The 19,485-nt window shown below is 68.8% G+C and carries 18 protein-coding genes and 1 pseudogene; 9 read left to right on the forward strand and 10 right to left on the reverse strand.

Annotated features, from left to right (window positions below; genetic code table 11):
* Window positions 1-34 precede the first annotated feature (34 nt).
* The gene (fbaA, locus tag AWC30_RS04600; RefSeq protein WP_085109028.1) at window positions 35-1,069 is read left to right on the forward strand and encodes a class II fructose-bisphosphate aldolase; all 1,035 of its coding nucleotides are present in this window, start codon (window positions 35-37) and stop codon (window positions 1,067-1,069) included.
* A gap of 282 nt (window positions 1,070-1,351) precedes the next feature.
* On the opposite strand, the gene AWC30_RS04605 is transcribed toward fbaA, so the two are convergent.
* The gene (locus AWC30_RS04605; RefSeq protein WP_085109029.1) at window positions 1,352-2,116 is read right to left on the reverse strand and encodes an Rv0361 family membrane protein; all 765 of its coding nucleotides are present in this window, start codon (window positions 2,114-2,116) and stop codon (window positions 1,352-1,354) included.
* 71 nt (window positions 2,117-2,187) lie between these two features.
* Between AWC30_RS04605 and AWC30_RS04610 the strand changes: the two genes are divergently transcribed.
* Window positions 2,188-2,601, forward strand: a complete 414-nt coding sequence (locus AWC30_RS04610) for a DUF3151 domain-containing protein (protein WP_085109030.1) — start codon at window positions 2,188-2,190, stop codon at window positions 2,599-2,601.
* Between the two features lie 9 nt (window positions 2,602-2,610).
* On the opposite strand, the gene AWC30_RS04615 is transcribed toward AWC30_RS04610, so the two are convergent.
* The 3 genes from AWC30_RS04615 to AWC30_RS04625 all read right to left on the reverse strand — a co-directional run bounded on the left by AWC30_RS04615 (window position 2,611) and on the right by AWC30_RS04625 (window position 4,999).
* Window positions 2,611-3,477: a cation diffusion facilitator family transporter gene (locus AWC30_RS04615; RefSeq protein WP_109561926.1), complete on the reverse strand. Its 867-nt coding sequence runs from the start codon at window positions 3,475-3,477 to the stop codon at window positions 2,611-2,613.
* Window positions 3,478-3,586: 109 nt separating this feature from the next.
* Window positions 3,587-4,354 (reverse strand): site-2 protease family protein, encoded by a 768-nt coding sequence (locus AWC30_RS04620; RefSeq protein ID WP_234807949.1) that lies wholly within the window; start codon window positions 4,352-4,354, stop codon window positions 3,587-3,589.
* Window positions 4,355-4,402: 48 nt separating this feature from the next.
* Complete coding sequence (locus AWC30_RS04625) at window positions 4,403-4,999, reverse strand: peptidase M50 (RefSeq protein WP_085109033.1); 597 nt, start codon at window positions 4,997-4,999, stop codon at window positions 4,403-4,405.
* Between the two features lie 80 nt (window positions 5,000-5,079).
* On the opposite strand from AWC30_RS04625, the gene AWC30_RS04630 reads away from it, so the two are divergent.
* Together AWC30_RS04630 and AWC30_RS04635 are read left to right on the forward strand one after the other, a co-directional pair.
* A complete protein-coding gene (locus AWC30_RS04630; RefSeq protein WP_085109034.1) occupies window positions 5,080-6,378 on the forward strand; it encodes an adenylosuccinate synthase in 1,299 nt (432 codons plus the stop codon).
* Entirely contained in the window at window positions 6,375-6,992 is a 618-nt protein-coding gene (locus AWC30_RS04635; protein WP_085109035.1) for a PaaI family thioesterase, read from the forward strand. Before AWC30_RS04630 ends, AWC30_RS04635 begins: the two co-directional genes overlap by 4 nt.
* Here the strand turns inward: AWC30_RS04635 and AWC30_RS04640 are convergent, their stop codons facing one another.
* Window positions 6,993-8,594 carry a Na+/H+ antiporter gene (locus AWC30_RS04640; protein WP_085109163.1) on the reverse strand — a complete coding sequence of 534 codons (1,602 nt, stop codon included), beginning with the start codon at window positions 8,592-8,594 and terminating at the stop codon, window positions 6,993-6,995.
* 74 nt (window positions 8,595-8,668) lie between these two features.
* On the opposite strand from AWC30_RS04640, the gene purT reads away from it, so the two are divergent.
* The 5 genes and pseudogenes from purT (at window position 8,669) to AWC30_RS04660 (ending at window position 13,093) form a co-directional block, all read left to right on the forward strand.
* A complete protein-coding gene (gene purT, locus AWC30_RS04645; protein ID WP_165756428.1) occupies window positions 8,669-9,811 on the forward strand; it encodes a formate-dependent phosphoribosylglycinamide formyltransferase in 1,143 nt (380 codons plus the stop codon).
* A gap of 35 nt (window positions 9,812-9,846) precedes the next feature.
* Window positions 9,847-10,209 (forward strand): annotated as a pseudogene (locus tag AWC30_RS18345) (Rv0361 family membrane protein); the annotation flags it as partial.
* 48 nt (window positions 10,210-10,257) lie between these two features.
* Window positions 10,258-10,662 carry a rhodanese-like domain-containing protein gene (locus AWC30_RS04650; protein WP_085109164.1) on the forward strand — a complete coding sequence of 135 codons (405 nt, stop codon included), beginning with the start codon at window positions 10,258-10,260 and terminating at the stop codon, window positions 10,660-10,662.
* A complete protein-coding gene (locus AWC30_RS04655; RefSeq protein WP_085109037.1) occupies window positions 10,626-11,891 on the forward strand; it encodes an O-succinylhomoserine sulfhydrylase in 1,266 nt (421 codons plus the stop codon). The genes AWC30_RS04650 and AWC30_RS04655 overlap by 37 nt, the downstream gene beginning before the upstream one ends.
* 74 nt (window positions 11,892-11,965) lie before the next feature.
* Window positions 11,966-13,093, forward strand: coding sequence for a cellulase family glycosylhydrolase (locus AWC30_RS04660; protein ID WP_085109038.1), 1,128 nt, complete (start codon window positions 11,966-11,968; stop codon window positions 13,091-13,093).
* Between the two features lie 117 nt (window positions 13,094-13,210).
* Here AWC30_RS04660 and AWC30_RS04665 read toward each other — a convergent pair whose 3' ends face one another.
* The 5 genes from AWC30_RS04665 to AWC30_RS04685 form a co-directional block, all read right to left on the reverse strand.
* Window positions 13,211-14,068: an SDR family oxidoreductase gene (locus tag AWC30_RS04665; RefSeq protein ID WP_085109039.1), complete on the reverse strand. Its 858-nt coding sequence runs from the start codon at window positions 14,066-14,068 to the stop codon at window positions 13,211-13,213.
* Window positions 14,069-14,124: 56 nt separating this feature from the next.
* The gene (locus AWC30_RS04670) at window positions 14,125-14,658 is read right to left on the reverse strand and encodes a DUF4352 domain-containing protein (RefSeq protein ID WP_085109040.1); all 534 of its coding nucleotides are present in this window, start codon (window positions 14,656-14,658) and stop codon (window positions 14,125-14,127) included.
* Entirely contained in the window at window positions 14,655-17,492 is a 2,838-nt protein-coding gene (locus tag AWC30_RS04675) for an MMPL/RND family transporter (RefSeq protein WP_085109165.1), read from the reverse strand. Before AWC30_RS04675 ends, AWC30_RS04670 begins: the two co-directional genes overlap by 4 nt.
* 50 nt (window positions 17,493-17,542) lie before the next feature.
* Complete coding sequence (locus AWC30_RS04680; RefSeq protein WP_165756429.1) at window positions 17,543-17,971, reverse strand: MmpS family transport accessory protein; 429 nt, start codon at window positions 17,969-17,971, stop codon at window positions 17,543-17,545.
* Window positions 17,972-18,081: 110 nt separating this feature from the next.
* Window positions 18,082-19,260, reverse strand: a complete 1,179-nt coding sequence (locus AWC30_RS04685) for an acyl-CoA dehydrogenase (protein ID WP_085109041.1) — start codon at window positions 19,258-19,260, stop codon at window positions 18,082-18,084.
* Window positions 19,261-19,485 lie beyond the last annotated feature (225 nt).

Consider the following 19,485-nt stretch of genomic DNA (forward strand, 5'->3'; position numbering starts at 1 on the left):
CACGACCGTTCGATTCGCCCAGGAGGACGTTTTCATGCCCATCGCCACTCCCGAGATCTACAACGAGATGCTGACCCGGGCCAAGGAGAACTCGTACGCGTTCCCCGCCATCAACTGCACCTCGTCGGAGACCATCAACGCCGCGATCAAGGGATTCGCCGACGCCGGCAGCGACGGCATCATCCAGTTCTCGACCGGTGGGGCTGAGTTCGGGTCCGGCCTCGGGGTCAAGGACATGGTGACCGGGGCGGTGGCGCTCGCCGAGTTCGCCCACGTGATCGCCGAGAAGTACCCGATCACCGTGGCGTTGCACACCGACCACTGCCCCAAGGACAAGTTGGACGGTTTCGTCAAGCCGCTGCTCGCCCTGTCCCTGGAGCGGGTGAAGGCCGGTCGCAACCCGCTGTTCCAGTCGCACATGTGGGACGGCTCGGCGGTGCCGATCGACGAGAACCTGCAGATCGCGACGGGCCTGCTCAACGACGCGGCCGCGGCCAAGATCATCCTGGAGATCGAGATCGGCGTGGTCGGCGGTGAAGAAGACGGCGTCGCGCACGAGATCAACGAGAAGCTCTACACCTCCCCGGAGGACTTCGAGAAGACCGTCGACGCCCTCGGCGTCGGCGAGCACGGCCCGTACCTGCTCGCGGCGACGTTCGGCAACGTGCACGGGGTGTACAAACCGGGCAACGTCAAGCTGCGCCCGGAGATCCTCGACGAGGGGCAGAAGGTGGCCGCCGCCAAGCTCGGCCTGCCCGAGGGCTCGAAGCCGTTCAACTACGTCTTCCACGGTGGGTCGGGGTCGCTGAAGTCGGAGATCGAGGACGCGCTGCGCTACGGCGTGGTGAAGATGAACGTCGACACCGACACCCAGTACGCGTTCACCCGGCCGATCGCGACGCACATGTTCACCAACTACGACGGCGTGCTCAAGGTCGACGGCGACGTGGGTAACAAGAAGGTCTACGACCCGCGCAGCTACCTGAAGAAGTCCGAGGCGTCGATGACCGAGCGGGTCATCGAGGCCTGCAACGACCTGCACTGTGCGGGTAAGTCGCTGACGGCGTAAACGGTCGGTCACTCGGCAACGACCCCGCGGCCCGTCGGCGATCCGGCCGGCGGGCCGCGGCGTGTTCGTGGGGTGGCGTTCTCCACGACCTCTTCAAGACCTCTGCGACGCGCCATGCGCGAGAGTGAAATCGTGCAGGGGTCCACTCGCACTTCCGCTGCATAGCTTCAGTCTCGCGGGGCGAGGCGGCGCGGGCGAGGCGAGGCGGGGCGATGCGAGGCGGGGCGGCGCGGGCGGGGCTCGCGAGGGGTGAGGCGACGCGCGGGGAAGTGGGGCGCCGACTCAGCCCACCGGGGCTTGGCAGATCTTCCACTTGTCGTCACGGAACTGCAGGTCGAAGCTGCGGGTGGAGCGTTCCGTCGGCGCGTAGGCCATGTAGGCGGTGACGTTGGCTTCGGCGTGCTCGCCGTTGATCACCACCTCGTCGATGCTGCCGACCATCGGGTAGCGGTGTGCCCGCTTCACCTTGTCGTGCAGAGTCGCCCATTTGGCGTCGTCGTAGTTGACGTAGGTGTCGCGGGTGGTGCCGCAGGTGATGCTGCGCAGCGTGGTCAGATCGCCCTTCTGCATCGCATCGTCGAACTCGCTGATGGTGCTGCGCACCATCTCCTCCTGGGATGCCGCCGACGTGGTGTCGCGGGTGAGCAGAACGGTGCCCAGCACCGCGATCGCAGCGAGCGCCAGGACGATCAGCGTCACCGCCAATACCCAGCCCCAACTGTTCTGGATGCGGCCGGACAGGCCGCCGCCGGTGCGCGGCGGGATGGCCTGCGGAACCGCCTTGGAGCCCTGCTGGGGCTGGAACACCTCGGTGGCCGGGTCGTCCTGCGGCGGGATGACCTGGGTGGCGCCGGCATCGAAGCCGGGCGCGGTGAATCGGCGCTCCGGCTGGGCGCCGCCGTCGCTGCTGCCGAGCACCTCCGTCGGCGGGTCCATGGCGACGCGATCGGTGTTGGCGTCATCGGCAGCCACCGGGTCGACCGGGTCAGTGGTCTCCGAGCCGATCGAGGCGTCCGCGTCGTGATCAGACCCTGATGGGTTCGCCATAGTGGTGCTGTCCCTCCGTCAAAACCTACTAGCAGCTTACGGCCCGCACACGGCACGGCAGAATGGATGTCATGGGACTCACTGGTGACCTGTTGCGTCCGGATCCGATCCTGCTGCCTGCCGATCCCGAGGTCGAGGACCGGCTGGCCGCCAAGGAGCATCCTGCCATCGTCGCGGCGGCGCATCCGGCAGCATCGGCGGTCTGGGCGGTGCTGGCCGAGACGGCCCTCGCCGAGGACAAGGTGATCACCGCCTACGCCTACGCCCGAACCGGCTATCACCGCGGGCTCGACCAACTGCGCCGGCACGGCTGGCGGGGGCACGGCCCGGTGCCCTACGAGCACGAACCGAACCGTGGATTCCTGCGGTGTGTCGCCGTGCTGGCGCGCGCCGCCGACACGATCGGTGAGACCGACGAGAACCAACGCTGCCTCGACCTGCTCGACGACTGCGACCCGCAGGCGCGGTCGCATTTCGGGCTCTAAGGGCGGGCTCTAGAGGACCGGGTCCTCGGCCGCCGGACAGTGCATGCCGGGTGGTTCCACCTGGATGGTGATGTGGTCGAGGCCCTGCGCGGCCAGCAACCGGCGGGCGTCGGCGAGCACCAGCGCCGGATCGGTCTCCGCGGTCAGGTGCGCGGTCACCATGTCCTGGCCGGGCACCAGGGTCCACACGTGCAGATCGTGGACGCCGAGTACCCCGTCGAGTGCGGCGAGGCCAGCCCGCAGGGCGGGTACGTCGATGTGGCCGGGGGAGGATTCCGAGAGGATCCGCAGCGCCGTCCCGGCCAGCATCAGGGCCCGCGGCAGCACCCACAGCGCCACCAGCACGGCGACGACGACATCGGCGTACGGCCATCCGGTGGTGACGGTGACCAGTCCGGCGATCAGCACGCCGACGGAGCCGACGGTGTCGGCGAGCACCTCGAGGTAGGCGCCCTTGACGGCCAGGCTGGTGGTGCTGTGGGCGTGCAGAAGCGCCATCACCACGAGGTTGGCGACAAGTCCGGCGCAGGCCACCACGATCATCGGTACGCCGGGCACCTCGGGTGCGTGACCGATACGCCGGACCGCCTCGGTGAAGATGAATGCGGCAACACCGATCAGCAACACCGCGTTGATCACCGCGGTGAACACCTCCGCGCGATGCCAGCCGTAGGTGCGGGCCGGTGAGGTCGAACCCCGCCGGGCGAGCACTACCGCGACGGTCCCCATGAACAGTGCGGCCAGGTCGGTCAGCATGTGGCCGGCGTCGGCGAGCAGCGCGATCGAATTGATCCAGATCGCCGCGGTCAATTCGATGACGAAGAACACCGCGAGGATCGCCAACGCGACGATCATCCTGGGCACGCGGCGGTCCATAGTTGAGCCATCGTAGGCACGCGCGGAATCGGTCATCCGCGTGCAATGCGTGGCGGAGCGAAGATCGGGGCCATGCCGTCGCCGAATCGCGCCGCTCGCGGCACCGGATTCAGAACAGCGCGTTCCAGAACAACGTCAGCGACGCCCCCGCGCCGGCCAGCCCGGCTTTCACCCCGGAGAGCTCGAAGAGGGTGTAGACCAACCCGAAGAAGATCCGGTTGAGTCCCGGGGCGATGAGCAGCACCACCAGGATCAAGATCCCCCACTGTTTGGCCGGCGCCAGCGAGGCCCGGGTCTCCGGGCTCAGGTGCGGCTCGAGCGCGCCGTAGCCGTCCAGGCCGGGCACCGGCAGCAGGTTCAGCACCACCGCGGTCAACTGCAGCAGCGCCAGGAAGGCCACCCCGGCCCAGAACACCGCGTGCGCGGGGTCGGACAGGACGCGGACCGCCACCAGCAGCACCACCGCGAGCACCACGTTGGCGGCGGGCCCGGCCAACGAGACCAGCGACCGCCGGTTGGGTGTCATGAAGCCGGTGTTCACGTAGACCGCGCCGCCGGGCAACCCGATGCCGCCGAGTGCGACGAACAGCATCGGCAACCCCAGCGACAGCAGCGGATGGCTGTAGCGCAGCGGGTTCAACGTCAGATACCCGCGGGCCTCCACATCGCGATCGCCGAAGCGCCACGCCGTGTAAGCGTGACCGAATTCGTGCAGGCACAGCGACACCAGCCATCCGGCGATGACGAAGACGAACACCCCGGCGTAGGCCAGCGGGCCGACCTCCACCCCGGCCAGCCAGGCCAACACCCCGCCGAGCGCGGTCACCGCGATCAGACCCAGGAAGATCGGGCTGGGACGAACCGCCTGGGGATGCATCGAGCGGATGTTCACGTCCTGCAAGCTACCGGCTCGGTCAGGCAGCGGTCAGCGGACCTGCCGCCAGCCCCGGATATGCCGATAGAAGGCGAACCGACGCACCCGCCGCGGCGCAGGCACCCCGTCGCGCACCACCAGAGCACCGGTCGAGCCCAGCTGCGCGGCACGCCCGACCACCCAACGCCGACGCAGCCGGCCGGTCACCCGCGCCCGCAACCCGGGCAGCTCCGGCAACGGTTCCACCCGCACGCCGCGCACCCGCCCGTCGAACAGCACGGTGTCATCGACGACGGCCTCCCCGTACAGCTCGCCGTCGGCGCCGCGCCAGGTCGCCGAACCCACCAGCACCGTTCCGGTCTCGTCGCGGATGAGCGGCACTTCGCGGGCCCGCCCGGACAGCGCCCGCCGGGCACCGCGTCGCGAGGTGACATGAGCGACCTCGATGTCGAGCCGGTCGGCGCGCAGGAGTCGCGACAGCACCGTCGCCAACGCCGCGTCGGTGCCCACCACGACCAGCCGGCCCGGCCCGTCGAGCACCGCGTCGACCTCCTCGGGAGCACCGATCCTGGTCGCCGGCAGCCCGGCCAGGGGAGCCGGCGCCGCGGCACCGTCGAAAAGCAGCACCTGCGTCTCGGCTGTGTTCACGGCCCTCCTACCAAACCGCTGAGCTAGTGTGAGTCCCCGGCTGGATCACAGTAAACGCGAGACCAAGGCGGGAAAAAGCCATGCCGGCAATCGTCCTGATCGGCGCCCAGTGGGGCGACGAGGGCAAGGGTAAAGCCACCGACCTGCTCGGTGAGCACGTCCAGTGGGTGGTGCGCTATCAGGGCGGCAACAACGCCGGGCACACCGTGGTGCTGCCGACCGGCGAGAACTTCGCGCTGCACCTGATCCCGTCGGGCGTCCTCACCCCCGGGGTCACCAACGTGATCGGCAACGGCGTCGTCGTCGACCCCGGCGTGCTGCTCGACGAGCTGGCCGGGCTGGAGAACCGCGGCGTGGACACCTCCACGCTGCTGCTCTCCGCCGACGCTCACCTGCTGATGCCCTACCACATCGCGATCGACAAGGTCACCGAGCGCTACCTGGGCAACAAGAAGATCGGCACCACCGGCCGCGGCATCGGGCCCTGCTACCAGGACAAGATCGCCCGCATCGGCATCCGCGTCGCCGACGTGCTCGACCCCGACCTGCTCACCCACAAGATCGAGGCGGCGCTGGAGTTCAAGAACCAGGTGCTGGTCAAGATCTACAACCGCAAGGCCCTCGACCCGCAGCAGGTGGTCGAGGAGCTGCTGACCCAGGCCGACGGCTTCCGGCACCGCATCGCCGACACCCGGCTGCTGCTCGGGGAGGCCCTCGACGCCGGGCAGACCGTGCTGCTGGAGGGCTCCCAGGGCACCCTGCTCGACGTCGACCACGGCACCTACCCGTATGTCACCTCGTCCAACCCGACCGCGGGGGGCGCGGCCGTCGGGTCCGGCATCGGACCGACCCGCATCACCACCGTGTTGGGCATCCTGAAGGCCTACACCACCCGGGTGGGCGCCGGACCGTTCCCCACCGAGCTCTTCGACGAGAACGGCGCGTATCTGGCCAAGACCGGCGGGGAGGTCGGGGTGACCACCGGCCGGGCGCGGCGCTGCGGCTGGTTCGACGCGGTGATCGCGCGCTACGCCACCCGGGTCAACGGCATCACCGACTACTTCCTGACCAAACTCGACGTGCTCTCCAGCCTGCAGACCGTGCCGGTCTGCGTCGGCTACCGCATCGACGGCAAGCAGACCACCGAGATGCCGATGACCCAGAGCGAACTGGCCCGCGCCGAACCGATCTACGAGGAACTTCCCGGCTGGTGGGAGGACATCTCCGGGGCACGGGAGTTCGGCGAACTGCCGGCCAAGGCCCGCGACTACGTCGCCCGCCTGGAGGAGTTGGCCGGCGCGCCGGTGTCCTGCATCGGGGTCGGCCCGGGTCGCGACGAGACCATCGTGCGGCGCGACGTCATCGGCGGTGGGCGGTGACCGACCAGCCCGATCGCGGCCGCGGCGGCTTCCCCGACTTCGAGGTCACCGAGCCCGAACCCGGATTCACCCGCTATCTGAGCGCGGTGCGCACACTGCAGGACCTGTCGGTGTGCGCGGCACCCGACGACAGTGTGTGGGACAAGGCCGCCGACGGCATCGAGGAGCTGATCGCGCTGCTGGATCCGGCCCGGGCACCCGAGGGGGTCTCGCCGGCCGGGCGGATCCCGTCGCTGGCCGGGATGGGCAGCCTGCTGCTCCCACCGTTCCGGATCGTCGAATACGGCGTCGACGGGGTCGCGATGGGTGGGCGGTTCAGCCGCTTCCACGTGGGCGGCAACGGCGCGGTGCACGGTGGCGTGCTGCCGCTGCTGTTCGACTGGCTGTGCGGCATGGTGGTGCACGGCGCGCAGCGCCCGATCAGTCGCACCGCCTACCTCAAGGTCGACTACCGCGCGGTCACCCCGATCGATACGCCGCTGACCGTGCGCGGTCGCGTCGAGAAGGTCGAGGGCCGAAAGGCTTTCATCTCCGGTGAACTCGTCGACGGCGACGAGAAACTGCTCGCCGAGCTGGACGCGCTGATGGTGCAGCTGCTGCCGGGCCAGCCGTAGTCACTGCAGGTTCAGCGCCGCCTCCTCCAGATCCAGCCCGTGCAGCAGTGCGCGCAGCACCTGGTCGTCGAGGTGGCCGGCATCGCGCTCGGCGATGTAGGCGGCGCGCTCGGCGGCCAACATCGCCAGGCGGAGCCGCCGGAACACCTCCGAGAGACTCTCGTCGATTTCGGCGTCACTGGCCCCGCTGTGCCGGCGCAGCCGCTCCCGCGCCGCGTTGCGCCGCCGGGTGTTGAGGTTGCGCAGCACCTCGGCGGCCCGCTCGGCGGCCTCGGAGGGCTCCTCGTCGGCCAGCAGCTCATCGAGGCGTTCCATCGCCGCGCGCGCCGCCTTGTCCTGCGCGGTGGCCGCCGCGATCGCATCCGAGCGGGCCTCCTCGCCGGTGACCCCCATGCGGCGGATCAGCCACGGCAGGGTCAGCCCGTGCAGCACCAGCGTGCCCACCACCACCACGAACGTCAGGAACACCAGCTGCGGGCGGCCGGGGAACGACGAGCCGGCCAAGGTGAGCGCCGGGACACCGAAGGCGGCGGCCAGCGAGACCACCCCGCGCATCCCGGCCCAGGCCAGCACCGCCACCTGCGCCGGGGTCGGCGCTGGCGCGTGCCTGCGCAGCCGGCGTGGCGCGATCCGCGGCAGGTAGGCGAACCCGGCCACCCACACGATCCGTACCGCCAGCACGGTGCCGAACACCGCCGCCGACGCGCCGAACAGCTCGACGAAGGTGTCACCGTGCAGGTCGCCGATGACCGTCGGCAACTGCAGCCCGATCAGCATGAACGCGAACGACTCCAGGATCAGCGTCAGCGCCCGCCACACCGCCTGATCCTGTAAGCGGGTGGAGTAGTCGGCGCGGGTGAACCGCTGTCCCAGGATGAGTGCCGCGACCACCACCGCCAGCACACCCGACCCGTCGAGCATCTCGGCGACCAGGTAGATCAGGAAGGGCGCGACCAGCCCGATCGCGCTCTCGGCCAGGGCGTCGGAGAGCCGGGACCGGACCTGCACCAGCAGTAGGCCCAGCACCGCTCCGGTGGCCACCCCGCCGACCGCGGCCAGCGCGAACGTGGCGAAGCCGCCGGCGACGGTGACGGTCGCGCCGACCGCCGCCCCCAGTGCCACCTTGTAGGCGGTCAACGCGGTGGCGTCGTTGAGCAGGCTCTCCCCGGACAGCAACGTCATGATCCGGCGGGGCAGCCCGAGTCGGCGTCCCACCGCGGTCGCCGACACGGCATCCGGTGGCGCGACGATCGCGCCGAGGGTGAACGCCGCGGCAAGGGTGAGCTGCGGCACCACGTGGTAGGCGACCAGGCCGACGACCAGCGTGGTGGCCAGCGGCAACCCGACGGCCAGCAACGAGATCGGACGGATGTTGCGCCGCATGTTCAGGTACGAGCTCTCCAAACCCGCCGACCACAGCAGTGGCGGCAGGATGACGAACAGCACCAGGTCCGAGCCCATCGTCACGTCCGGGATCGCCGGAATCACCCCGACGAGCAGGCCCACTCCGACCAGGGTCAGCGGCGCGGAGATGTTGACGTGGCGGGCCACGGCAGCCACCAGAACGGCGGATCCGACCACCGCGAGCAGCAGAGCATCCACGTCGGCCACCCCTCCGTTCCTGTGCGCCTTTATCCTGAAGCAACAAGCTGGCCGAATCTGAAGGGGGTGGGTCCGTGACCGACACCGATCCCGTGTCGGCGCGGAGCCGTACCCGGGTGCTGCTGCTCGGTGCGGGCCAACTCGCCGCCGAGCAGGCCGTGGCCCTACAACGCCTCGGTGCGCAGGTGGTCGTCGCCGAACCGGCCGACGGGCCCGGGGTCGACGAGGTCGTGCCCCTGACCGACACCGACGCCCTCTCGGCTGCGATCTCCGCGCTGCGCCCGGACGTGGTGGTGGCCGCCACCGAGACGGTGGCCGTGGAAGCGCTGCGGCTGGCCGGCCAATCCGGCGCCGTGCAGGTGGTGCCCTCGGCCCGCAGTGTGCGTCTCGCCGGCGACCGGGAGGAGCTGCGCCACCTGGTCGCCGAGGAGATCGGCGTGCCCACGGTCCCGTTCTGGTTCGCCGGCTCCCCGCAGGAACTCGCCGAGGTCACCGAGGAGGCCGGCTACCCGCTGGTGGTCAGCCCACTGGCGGCGGGCAAACCGGGGGACGGCCAGTCGGTGCTGGTGCGCCCCGACGACATCGAACCCGCCTGGCGCCGGGCCATCGCCGCCGACGGGCACAGTGGGCGGGTGCTCGCCGAGTCGGTGATCCAGACCGACTACGAGATCACCCAGCTCGTGGTGGTCACCGACGAGGCCGACGTGCAGTTCTGCGCTCCGATCGGGCACCGGCCCACCGCCGACGGCCGAGGGGTCGAGTGCTGGCAGCCGCAACCGATGAGCACGATCGCGCTGGATGCGGTGCGTTCGGTGGCCGGACGCATCGTGCGCGCCCTCGGCGGGCGCGGCCTGTTCGCCATCGACCTCGCGGTCCGCGACGACGAGGTCTATTTCCGCGACGCCAGTGTCTTTCCGCCCGAAGCCGGGCTGGTCACGCTGCGCACCCAGCGGCTCTCGCAGTTCGAACTGGCCGCCCGCGCCGTCCTCGGCCTGCCCGCCGACACCGTGCTGATCTCCCCGGGCGCGGCCCGGCTGCTCTACACCGATGTCGCCGCGGTGCCCGCCGCCGCGCTGACCGAACCCGAAACCGACCTGCGGGTCTTCGGGCCGGGCTGCCCGTCGGGGGTGGCGCTGGCCACCGCCGGCGACGTCGACGTCGCGCTCGCGCGGGCCGGACAGGCAGCGGCGGCAATCACGGGGGTCACCCAGCCGTGAGCGGGGAACGTGAGGGCGGCAGCACCCCGATCCCGGTGCTGGCCGCGATCGCCGTGGTTGTGCTCGTGCTGATCGGATTGGGCGTCTCGGCGTTGCTGCGCGACGACGGTGACGCCCAGGACGTGGTCCGTGCCGCGATCGGGCAGAACGACGCGCTGCAGCGCGAGGACTTCGCCGCGTTCCGCGACTTCACCTGCGCGGCGGAACAGGGCCGCGAGTCGGATTTCCTTGCCCAGCACCGCAAGACCCAGCAGGACCGTGGCGCGCGTTACGTCGGCAACGTCACCGAGGTGCGGGTGGACGGGGACAGCGCCACCGCCACCGTCGTCTACTACTTCCAGGACGACCCGGACGACAAGATCACCGCTCCCACCAGCTTCGTTCGTGAGGACGGCAGGTGGAAGGCGTGTGCGGCCACTCTGGCCGGATATGCGACACTCACGCACGTGAGCTACGCCGGAGACATCACGCCGCGCGAATCGTGGCAGCTGCTCAACGACAACCCGGATGCGGTGCTGGTCGACGTGCGCACCGAAGCCGAGTGGCGGTTCGTCGGCGTGCCCGACCTCTCCGGCATCGGCAAGGACGTGGTTTTCATCCAGTGGGTCGACTCGGCGGGCAACCCCAACCACGACTTCGCCCGCGAGCTGACCGAGAAGGTCTCCGGCGGCCCGGTGGTGTTCCTGTGCCGCTCGGGCAACCGGTCGATCCCGGCGGCCACGACCGCCACCGAGGCCGGCCTGACCCCGGCCTACAACATGCTGGACGGATTCGAGGGCGGGCCGGACGGTGAGGGTCACCGCGGCGCGACCGGATGGAAGGCCGACGGGCTGCCCTGGACCCAGTCGTGAGCCAGGAACCGCCGCCCGCGTCGGTGCGCAGCCCCCGGCCGCTGCCCGACGGCGTCGGCCCCGCCACCATCGGGGTGCGCGGCGGGATCCTGCGCTCGCAGTTCGACGAGACCGCCGAGGCGCTGTTCCTCAGTTCCGGCTACGTCTACTCCTCGGCGGAGTCGGCCGAGGCGGCCTTCACCGGCGAGGTCGACCGCTACGTGTACTCCCGCTACGGCAACCCGACCATCTCGATGTTCGAGGAGCGGTTGCGGCTGATCGAAGGCGCCGAGGCGGCGTTCGCCACCGCCAGCGGCATGGCCGCGGTCTTCACCGCGCTGGGCGCGCTGCTCGGCGCCGGTGACCGGCTGGTAGCCTCCCGCAGCCTGTTCGGCTCCTGCTACGTGGTGTGCGCCGAGATCCTGCCGCGCTGGGGAGTGGAGACGGTCTTCGTCGACGGCGACGACCTCGCCCAGTGGCAGCAGGCACTGTCGGTCCCCACCCAGGCGGTGTTCTTCGAAACCCCGTCCAACCCGATGCAGTCCCTGGTCGACATCGCCGCGGTCACCGATTTGGCGCACGCAGCGGGGGCGAAAGTGGTGCTGGACAACGTTTTCGCCACCCCGCTGCTGCAGCGGTCGCTGTCGTTGGGGGTCGACGTGGTGGTGTACTCGGGCACCAAGCACATCGACGGGCAGGGCCGGGTGCTCGGTGGGGCCATCCTGGGCAGCGCCGACTACATCGACGGTCCGGTGAAGACACTGATGCGCCACACCGGCCCGGCGATAAGCGCGTTCAACGCCTGGCTGCTGCTCAAGGGGCTGGAGACGATGGCGGTGCGGGTGAACCACGCCAACGCCGCCGCGTTGCGCATCGCGGAGTTCCTCGAAGCCCACGACCGGATCGCCTGGGTGCGCTACCCGATGTTGTCCTCCCATCCCCAGCACGCGCTGGCCCGCGCCCAGATGTCCGGCGGTGGCACGGTGATCACCTTCGCTCTCGACGCGGCCGCCGGCGCCGGCAAGCAGCGGGCTTTCGCGTTCCTCGACGCGCTGCGGCTGATCGACATCTCCAACAACCTCGGCGACGTCAAAACCCTGATCACCCACCCGGCGACGACGACGCACCGTGCGATGGGGCCGCAGGGGCGCGCGGCGATCGGGCTCGGCGACGAGGTGGTGCGCATCTCGGTGGGCCTGGAGGACGTCGACGACCTCGTCGCCGACCTCGACCAGGCGTTGGGCAGATAACGATTCCCTCTCAACCCGGCGCGACACGCGCCGCCGGCGCGGGTGCGCCCGACCTCCACGACTACGGTGGCGACGTGGACCGTCGTACTGCGCTGAAGCTGCCGCTGGCTCTGTCGGCCGGCGTTATGCTGGCCAGGATGCCCAGCGCGAGCGCGGCCCCGGGCCGCTGGTCGGCCCAGCAGGCCAACAACTGGTACCGCGGGCAGGGCTGGCTGATCGGGTCCAACTACCTGCCGGCCACCGCGATCAACCAGCTGGAGATGTTCCAGCCGAACACCTTCGATCTGCAACGCATCAACACCGAGCTGGGCTGGGCGCGGCTGTCCGGGTTCAACACCATGCGGGTGTTCCTGCACGACCAACTGTGGGCGGCCGACCGGCGCGGGTTCTCCAACCGGCTGTCCCAGTTCGTCGGGGTGGCGGCACGCAACCGGATCAAACCGATGTTCGTGTTCTTCGACTCCTGCTGGGACCCGCACCCCAAGGCGGGGCAGCAGCCGGCACCGCGGCGCGGCATCCACAACTCCGGCTGGGCGCAGAGCCCGGGCGCCGATCGCATCGACGACAAGGCCTACCGGCGGGTGCTGCAGGAGTACGTGACGTCGGTGATGACGCAGTTCCGCAACGACGACCGGGTGCTGGCGTGGGACGTGTGGAACGAGCCGGACAACATGGCCAAGCAGTACGCGTCGGTGGAGCGCTCCGACAAACTCGACCGGGTGGCCGACCTGTTACCGCAGGTGTTCTCCTGGGCGCGGGCGGTCAACCCGCGGCAGCCGATCACCAGCGGGGTGTGGGACGGCTCGTGGGCCGACCCGTCCGGCCGTACCGAAATCCAGAACGTGCAGTTGACCAACTCCGACATCGTCACGTTCCACAGCTACGACAACCCGACCGGGTTCAACAACCGCGTCGACGAACTGGCGCCGGAGGGCCGGCCGATCCTGTGCACGGAGTACATGGCCCGCCAGGAGGGCAGCACCGTGCAGGGCATTCTGCCGGTGGCCAAGCGTCGCAACGTCGGCGTCTACAACTGGGGCCTGGTCGCCGGTAAGAGCCAGACGTACTACCCGTGGGACTCCTGGGACAACCCGTACTCCGAGATCCCCAGGATGTGGTTCCACGACCTGCTGCGCCCCGACGGCCGCCCGTACCAGAACGCCGAGATCCAGACGGTGCAGAAGCTCACCGGACGCGGTTAGCGTCGCACGCCCCTCCCCCGCAGGCCCTCGAGTGAAGAACGTTGGCGGGATTTGGCGCTGGAAACCGCCAAGGTTCTTCACTCGCGGGGGTGCACCGGGGGCTACTCCGCGCGGGGCTCAGTCAGCCTGCTCGCGGACGCCCTGGGCGTCCTGGGCGCGCGTTTCGTAGGCCTTGCGGGCGCTGGTGTCGTAGTCGAGGAAGATGCGGTCGAGCCCGAGCCGCTTGTTCATCCCGCGCCGGCCCCGCGGCCCCAGCAGCTGCGCCAGCGTGGCGGTGAACCGCAGCGGCGCCGGCACCGACGCCAGCGTCTTGGGCTTGTTGAGCAGCTTGACGATCGCCTTGGCGATGTCTTCGGGCTCGACGGGCTTGCTGGCGGCGGTAGTCGTGGTCCCCGAGATGAGGTCGGTGTTGGTGAACGGCGGCATCACCGCGCTGACCTGCACATTGTGCTCGGCGACCTCGTCGGCCAGCGCGACCGTCAAACCGATCACCGCCGCCTTGGTGGCGGTGTAGGTGACCTGGCCTGGCAGCGGGATGAGCCCGATCAGCGACGCGATGTTGATGACGTGTCCGCTGCGGCGTTGGATCATCTCGGGCAGCACCAATTGGCAGCCGGTGAGCACGCCGTAGACGTTGACCTCGATCGAGGAGCGCATCGACTTCTGCGACTGGTCCAGGAAGGGGCCGACCGGCATCACCCCGGCGTTGTTGATCAGCACGTCGATGCGGCCGCCGCCGTCGGCGCGGGCCTTGTCCAGGAACAGCGCGAACGACTCACGGTCGGTGACATCGAGGGGATGCCCGGAGACCGGGCCCAGGGCACTGAGCGCGGCCACCGAGGACTCCAGCACGTCGATATCGCGGTCCCCGATGACCACCCGCGCGCCCTTACCGAGCAGGGTCTTTGCGGTGGCCAACCCGATGCCGCGGGCGGCACCGGTGATGACGATGGTCTTGCCGGCGATGTTGTCCATGCCAGCGGACTTTACACCTGTCAAATGTGGCGTCGGCGACAGCGTCGGTGCGGGCGCTACAGACTCCAGACTCCCACGTCGACCGAGATGCCCGACGACGGGCTGTATTTGATCTTCGCCGGGCTCACCCCGACCGGAAGCGCGAAGGAGACGCACCCGGTCGCCGACGCCTGCGGGGCGAGTACGAACTGGCCGTACAGGAAGTTCTTGCACTGGCTGACGGTGGCCAGCGCCGACGCGTAGTCCTGCTCGTCGGAGCCGACTACCGAGACGTCGTTGTTGGCGTCGCCGGTGATGGTCAGCGCGCCGATGTTCTTGACCGTCAACTCCACTGCGACGTAGTTCTTGTCGGCCTCCCCGCCGTAGGGCACCGAGGCGGGATTGATCACCTGCGAGATCGTGACCGCGATCCGGCTGTCGCCGATGCGGTCCAGTTCGAGGGTGTCGCCGAGATAGGCCGGCGGCCGTTGCGGCGGTGTCGGCAGGCTGGGGGAGAACACCGGCGGCCGGTCGTCGGTGCTGGCGATCTCACCGCAACCGGCGGTCAGCACCGCCACTGCCGACAACACCGCGACCACTGCCGGTTTCATGACCGGACCGCCAACGGCTGGGTGCGCTCCGAGGGTGGCAGGGCGTTGTCGCCGCGGGGGTGGATGACCCGCGGCCACCAGAACCAGCGGCCCAGCAGCACTGCGATCGAGGGCATGAACAGCGACCGCACGATCAGTGTGTCGAGCAGCAACCCGATGCACACCGTCGATCCGAACTGGCCGAGCACCACCAGGTCGCTGCCCAGCATCGCGGCCATCGTGAAGGCGAACACCAGACCGGCGGCGGTGACCACGCCGCCGGAGCCGCCGATGGCCCGGATGTAGCCGGTCTTCAGCCCGGCGTGGATCTCCTCATTGAATCGGGAGACCAACAGCAGGTTGTAGTCCGACCCGACCGCCAACAGGATGATCACCGACAGCACCGAGACCACCCAGTGGATGTTGTGGCCCAACAGGTCCTGCCAGATCAACACCGACAGACCGAACGCCGCCGCGATCGAACTCGATGCGGTGCCGACGATCACCAGGGCGGCGACCAGGCTGCGGGTGATCAGCACCATGATCAGGAAGATCAGCGTCAGCGACGCGATCACCGCGATCATCATGTCGAACTTGGCGCCGTCGTGCATGTCCTTGAACGTTGCGGCGGTGCCGCCCAGGAAAACCTTGGCGTTGGCGAGGGAGGACTGCTTGAGCGCCTCCTGGGCGGCGAGGCGTTCGGAGTCGACCCGGGAGATGCCGGTCGGGGTGGCGGGGTCGCCGTCGTGGGTGATGAAGAACCGCGCGGACTTGCCGTCGGGAGACATGAACTGGCGCAAACCGGTCTGGAAGTCCTCGTTGTCGAACGCTTCCGGCGGCAGGTAGAAGAAGTCGTCGTTGCGGGCTTCGTCGAAGCTCTGGCCCATCATCACGGCGGTGTTGGACATGTACTCCATCTGGTCCATCATCGCGTCGAACGTGCTGTGCATCGTGAGCGTGAGGGACTTGGTGTGCTTCATGCTGGCGATCGCGGGCGGCAGGATCGCCACCATCTCCTTCTGCCAGTCGTCCATCTGGTGGATCTCGGTGGACATGTTGCCGAACTGCTCATCGAGCTTGTCGATGCCGTCGAGGGCGTCGAAGATGCTGCGCAGCGACCAGCAGATCGGGATAGCACTGCAGTGTGGTTCCCAGTAGAAGTAGTTGCGCATCGGGCGCCAGAAATCGTCGAAATCAGCGATGTGGTCGCGCATCTCGTCGGTGACGGCCACCATGTTGTCGGTGACGTCGGCCATGTCGCTGGTGGTGTTGGACAGCCCGGTGGTGATCCGCAGCATGTCCTCGAGGTAGTCGATGGTGACCTGCTGTTCGTCGGCCATCTTGAGCATGTCGGCCATCCGGTTCTTGATGAAGTCCATGTTCTGCATCATCATGTTGCCCTGCATGCCCTGCTGGAACGGGATCGAGCTGTGCTGGATCGGGATGCCCAGCGGGCGGGTGATGCTCTGGATCATCGCGATGCCGGGCAGCCGGATGATGTTCTTGGCCACCCGGTCGAGCACCAGCATGTCGGCCGGGTTGCGCATGTCGCGGTCGGCTTCGATCATCAGCATGTCGGGGTTCATCCGCGCCTGGGTGAAGTGCCGCTCGGCGGCGGTGTAACCGATGTTGGTTGGTGCGTCGTCGGGCAGGTAGTAGCGGTCGTTGTAGTTGGTCTGGTAACCGGGCAGGGCGACCATGCCGATCATCACGATGACTCCGCTGGCGGCCAGCACCGGGCCCGGCCAGCGCACCACGCTGGTGCCGACTTTGCGCCACAACCGGCTCTGGGTGCCCTTCACCTGACCCTTGTGGCGCTTCTGTTTCTGTTCGAGCAGTCCGAACCGCGCCGCCACGGTGAGCACCGCGGGGCCCAGGGTGAGCGCGACGGCGACCACCACGAGCATCCCGATCGAGACCGGGACACCCATCGTCTTGAAATAGGGCAGTCGGGTGAAACTCAGGCAGTAGGCGGCGCCGGCGATGGTCAGGCCGGATCCCAGCACGACCGGGGTCACGCTGCGCACCGTGGTGTAGTAGGCGGTTTCGCGGTCCTCGCCGAGTATGCGGGCTTCGCGGTAGCGGCCGATCAGGAAGATGCCGTAGTCGGTGGCCGCGGCGATCGCCAGCATCGTCAAGATGTTGGTGGCGAACGTCGTCATGCCCATGACGCCGGCGTTGCCGAGCAGGGCCACGACCCCACGCGAGCAGGCCAGCCCGATCCCGGTCATGAACAGCTGGACCAGGGTGGTGACCACCGAGCGGTAGACGATCAGCAGCATGATCGTGATGGCGCCCAGGGTGGCCAGCGTGATCTTGGCCAGGCTGGCGTTGCCGATCATGTGCATGTCGGTCGACAGTGCCGTCGAGCCGACGACGTGCGCGGTCAGCCCCGGCGGCGCCTCGGTGTCGGCGATGACGTCCCGGACCGCTTCCACCGACTCGTTGGCCAGCGTGGTGCCGTTCTGGCCGGCGAGGTTGAGCTGCACGTAGGCGGCTTTGCCGTCCGAGGACTGCACCCCGGCCGCAGTCAGCCGGTCGCTCCAGAAGTCCTGGATGTGCTGGACGTGTTCGGGGTCGTCGCGCAGCTTGGCGACGATCTCGTCGTAGTACTGGTGGGCGGCGTCGCTGAGTTCGTCGTCGCCCTCGATGACGACCATGACGGTGCTGTTGGAGTCGAACTCCTGGAAGTTGTCGCCGAGACGGGCCATCGCGATCATCGACGGGGCCTCGGTCGGCGCCATCGGCGCCGAGTGCGCCTCGCCGACCGCCTCGAGCTGCGGGACGATCGCGTTGACGATGACCGTCAGGACGAACCAGCCGATGATGATCGGGATGCAGAAGATGCGCAGCATGTGCGCGAAGAACGGACGTTTTCTGTCCGGGCCGTAGGCGCTGTGCTGGGTCACGCGGACTTCACCACACAGAAGGTCTGGGCGTTGTTGCCCTGGGCGTACTGTTCGGCGCGGACGATGTCGTCGACGGTGACGCGGCAACCGATCTCGCTGCTGTCACCTTGCACCATGATGTTCGGGCTGACCGAGGGCAGTGTGGTGCTGAAGGTGAACGACCACGGCAGCACCGCCCCATCGATCTGATGCGTGTTGGCTTCAGCGTCCCAGTAGTTGACGCTCACCACGGTGCCCGGCGGCCCGAGCACCTCGTAGGTGACCACCTTCGGGTTGAACTGCACGATCTCGATTCCCTGGCCGGCGTTGGCGTTGGGGTCCTCCGAGCCGAAAACGTTGTGCAGCCGGGAGACGACCAGTCCCGAAACCGACAGCACGACGATGAATACCAGCGGTATCCACAGCCGTTTGAGCACCCGGTTCACGATTCATCCTCTGTACACCGACGACGACCATTTTTGCTTCGCTGAGCTAAGCTTCGGGAACGTTACCGCACTTACGTCGAGGTTGGAAAGCCGCGGCGACGTGCCGTGGATCACCGGAAAGCGGACAGCCCGGTGAATGCCTGACCGAGGACGAGTTGGTGCATCTCCGGGGTGCCCTCGTAGGTGAGCACCGATTCCAGGTTGACCATATGGCGGATCACCGGGTACTCCAGCGAGATGCCGTTGCCGCCGAGGATGGTTCGCGCGGTACGGCAGATCTCCAGTGCTTCGCGGGTGTTGTTGAGTTTGCCGAAGCTGATCTGCGCCGGGGCGAGCCCGACGCTGTCCTTGAGCCGGCCGAGATGCAGTGCGAGCAACTGCCCCTTGTGCAGTTCGAGGGCCATGTCGGCGAGTTTGGCCTGGGTGAGCTGGAATCCACCGATCGGCCGGCCGAACTGGGTGCGGTCGCGGGCGTAGTCGCGGGCGGCGGTCCACGCCGAACGGGCCGCCCCCATCGCGCCCCAGATGATGCCGTAGCGAGCCTCGGAGAGGCTCGACAGCGGGCCCTTGAGTCCTTCGGCGCCGGGCAGGAGCGCCTCGGCGGGCAGGCGGACCTCGTCGAGCACCAGTTCGCTGGTGATCGAGGCGCGCAGTGAGAGTTTGTGGTGGATCGTGTTGGCGGTGAAGCCGGGGGTGTCGGTGGGGACGAGGAATCCGCGGACGCCGTCCTCGGTGGCCGCCCACACCACGGCGACGTCGGCGATGGAGCCGTTGGTGATCCACATCTTGCGGCCGGTGAGGATCCAGTCGCTACCGTCGCGGCGGGCCCGGGTGGTCATCGCGGCCGGGTCGGAGCCGACGTCGGGTTCGGTGAGCCCGAAGCACCCGATGAGCTCGCCTTTTGCCATGCCCGGCAGCCACCGCTGCTTTTGCTCTTCGGAGCCGTTGTGGTGGATGGAGAACATCGCCAGCGAGCCCTGCACGCTGACCAGTGAACGGATGCCGGAGTCGGCCGCCTCCAATTCCAGGCACGCCAACCCGTAGTGCACCGCCGAAGCGCCGCCGCAACCGTAGCCGTGCAGATGCATGCCCAGCAGGCCCAGTTCGCCGAACTGCTTGGCCAATTCGCGGGCTCCGGGCAGATCGCCGGCTTCGAACCAGTCGGCGACATGTGGGGTGATGTGCTCCGCGCAGAACCTGCGCACCGTGTCGCGGACCGCGATCTCGTCGTCGGAGAGCGAGGCGTCGAGCGAAAGCGGATCCAGTGGATCGAAGGCGGGGGTGCTCACCGGCCCATCCTCCCACCGGGGGTGGATTTCATCGAGAGGCGCCGGGAGGGCGTTGTGGTCGCGGGCCGCCGACCCGGCGACGCAGCTGCCGACCCGGCGACGCAGCCGCCGACCCGGCGACGCGGCCGTCGGCTGCGCCGGCACTGTGAGGTCGCGTCCGCCTCGGAGCGACAACATCGGGTTTTGGTCCGTTTCGGGGCTGCGGAACAACCACGGGAGCCTCAG

The organism is Mycolicibacillus trivialis (genome assembly GCF_002102395.1).
GTDB classification, from domain to species: domain Bacteria; phylum Actinomycetota; class Actinomycetes; order Mycobacteriales; family Mycobacteriaceae; genus Mycobacterium; species Mycobacterium triviale.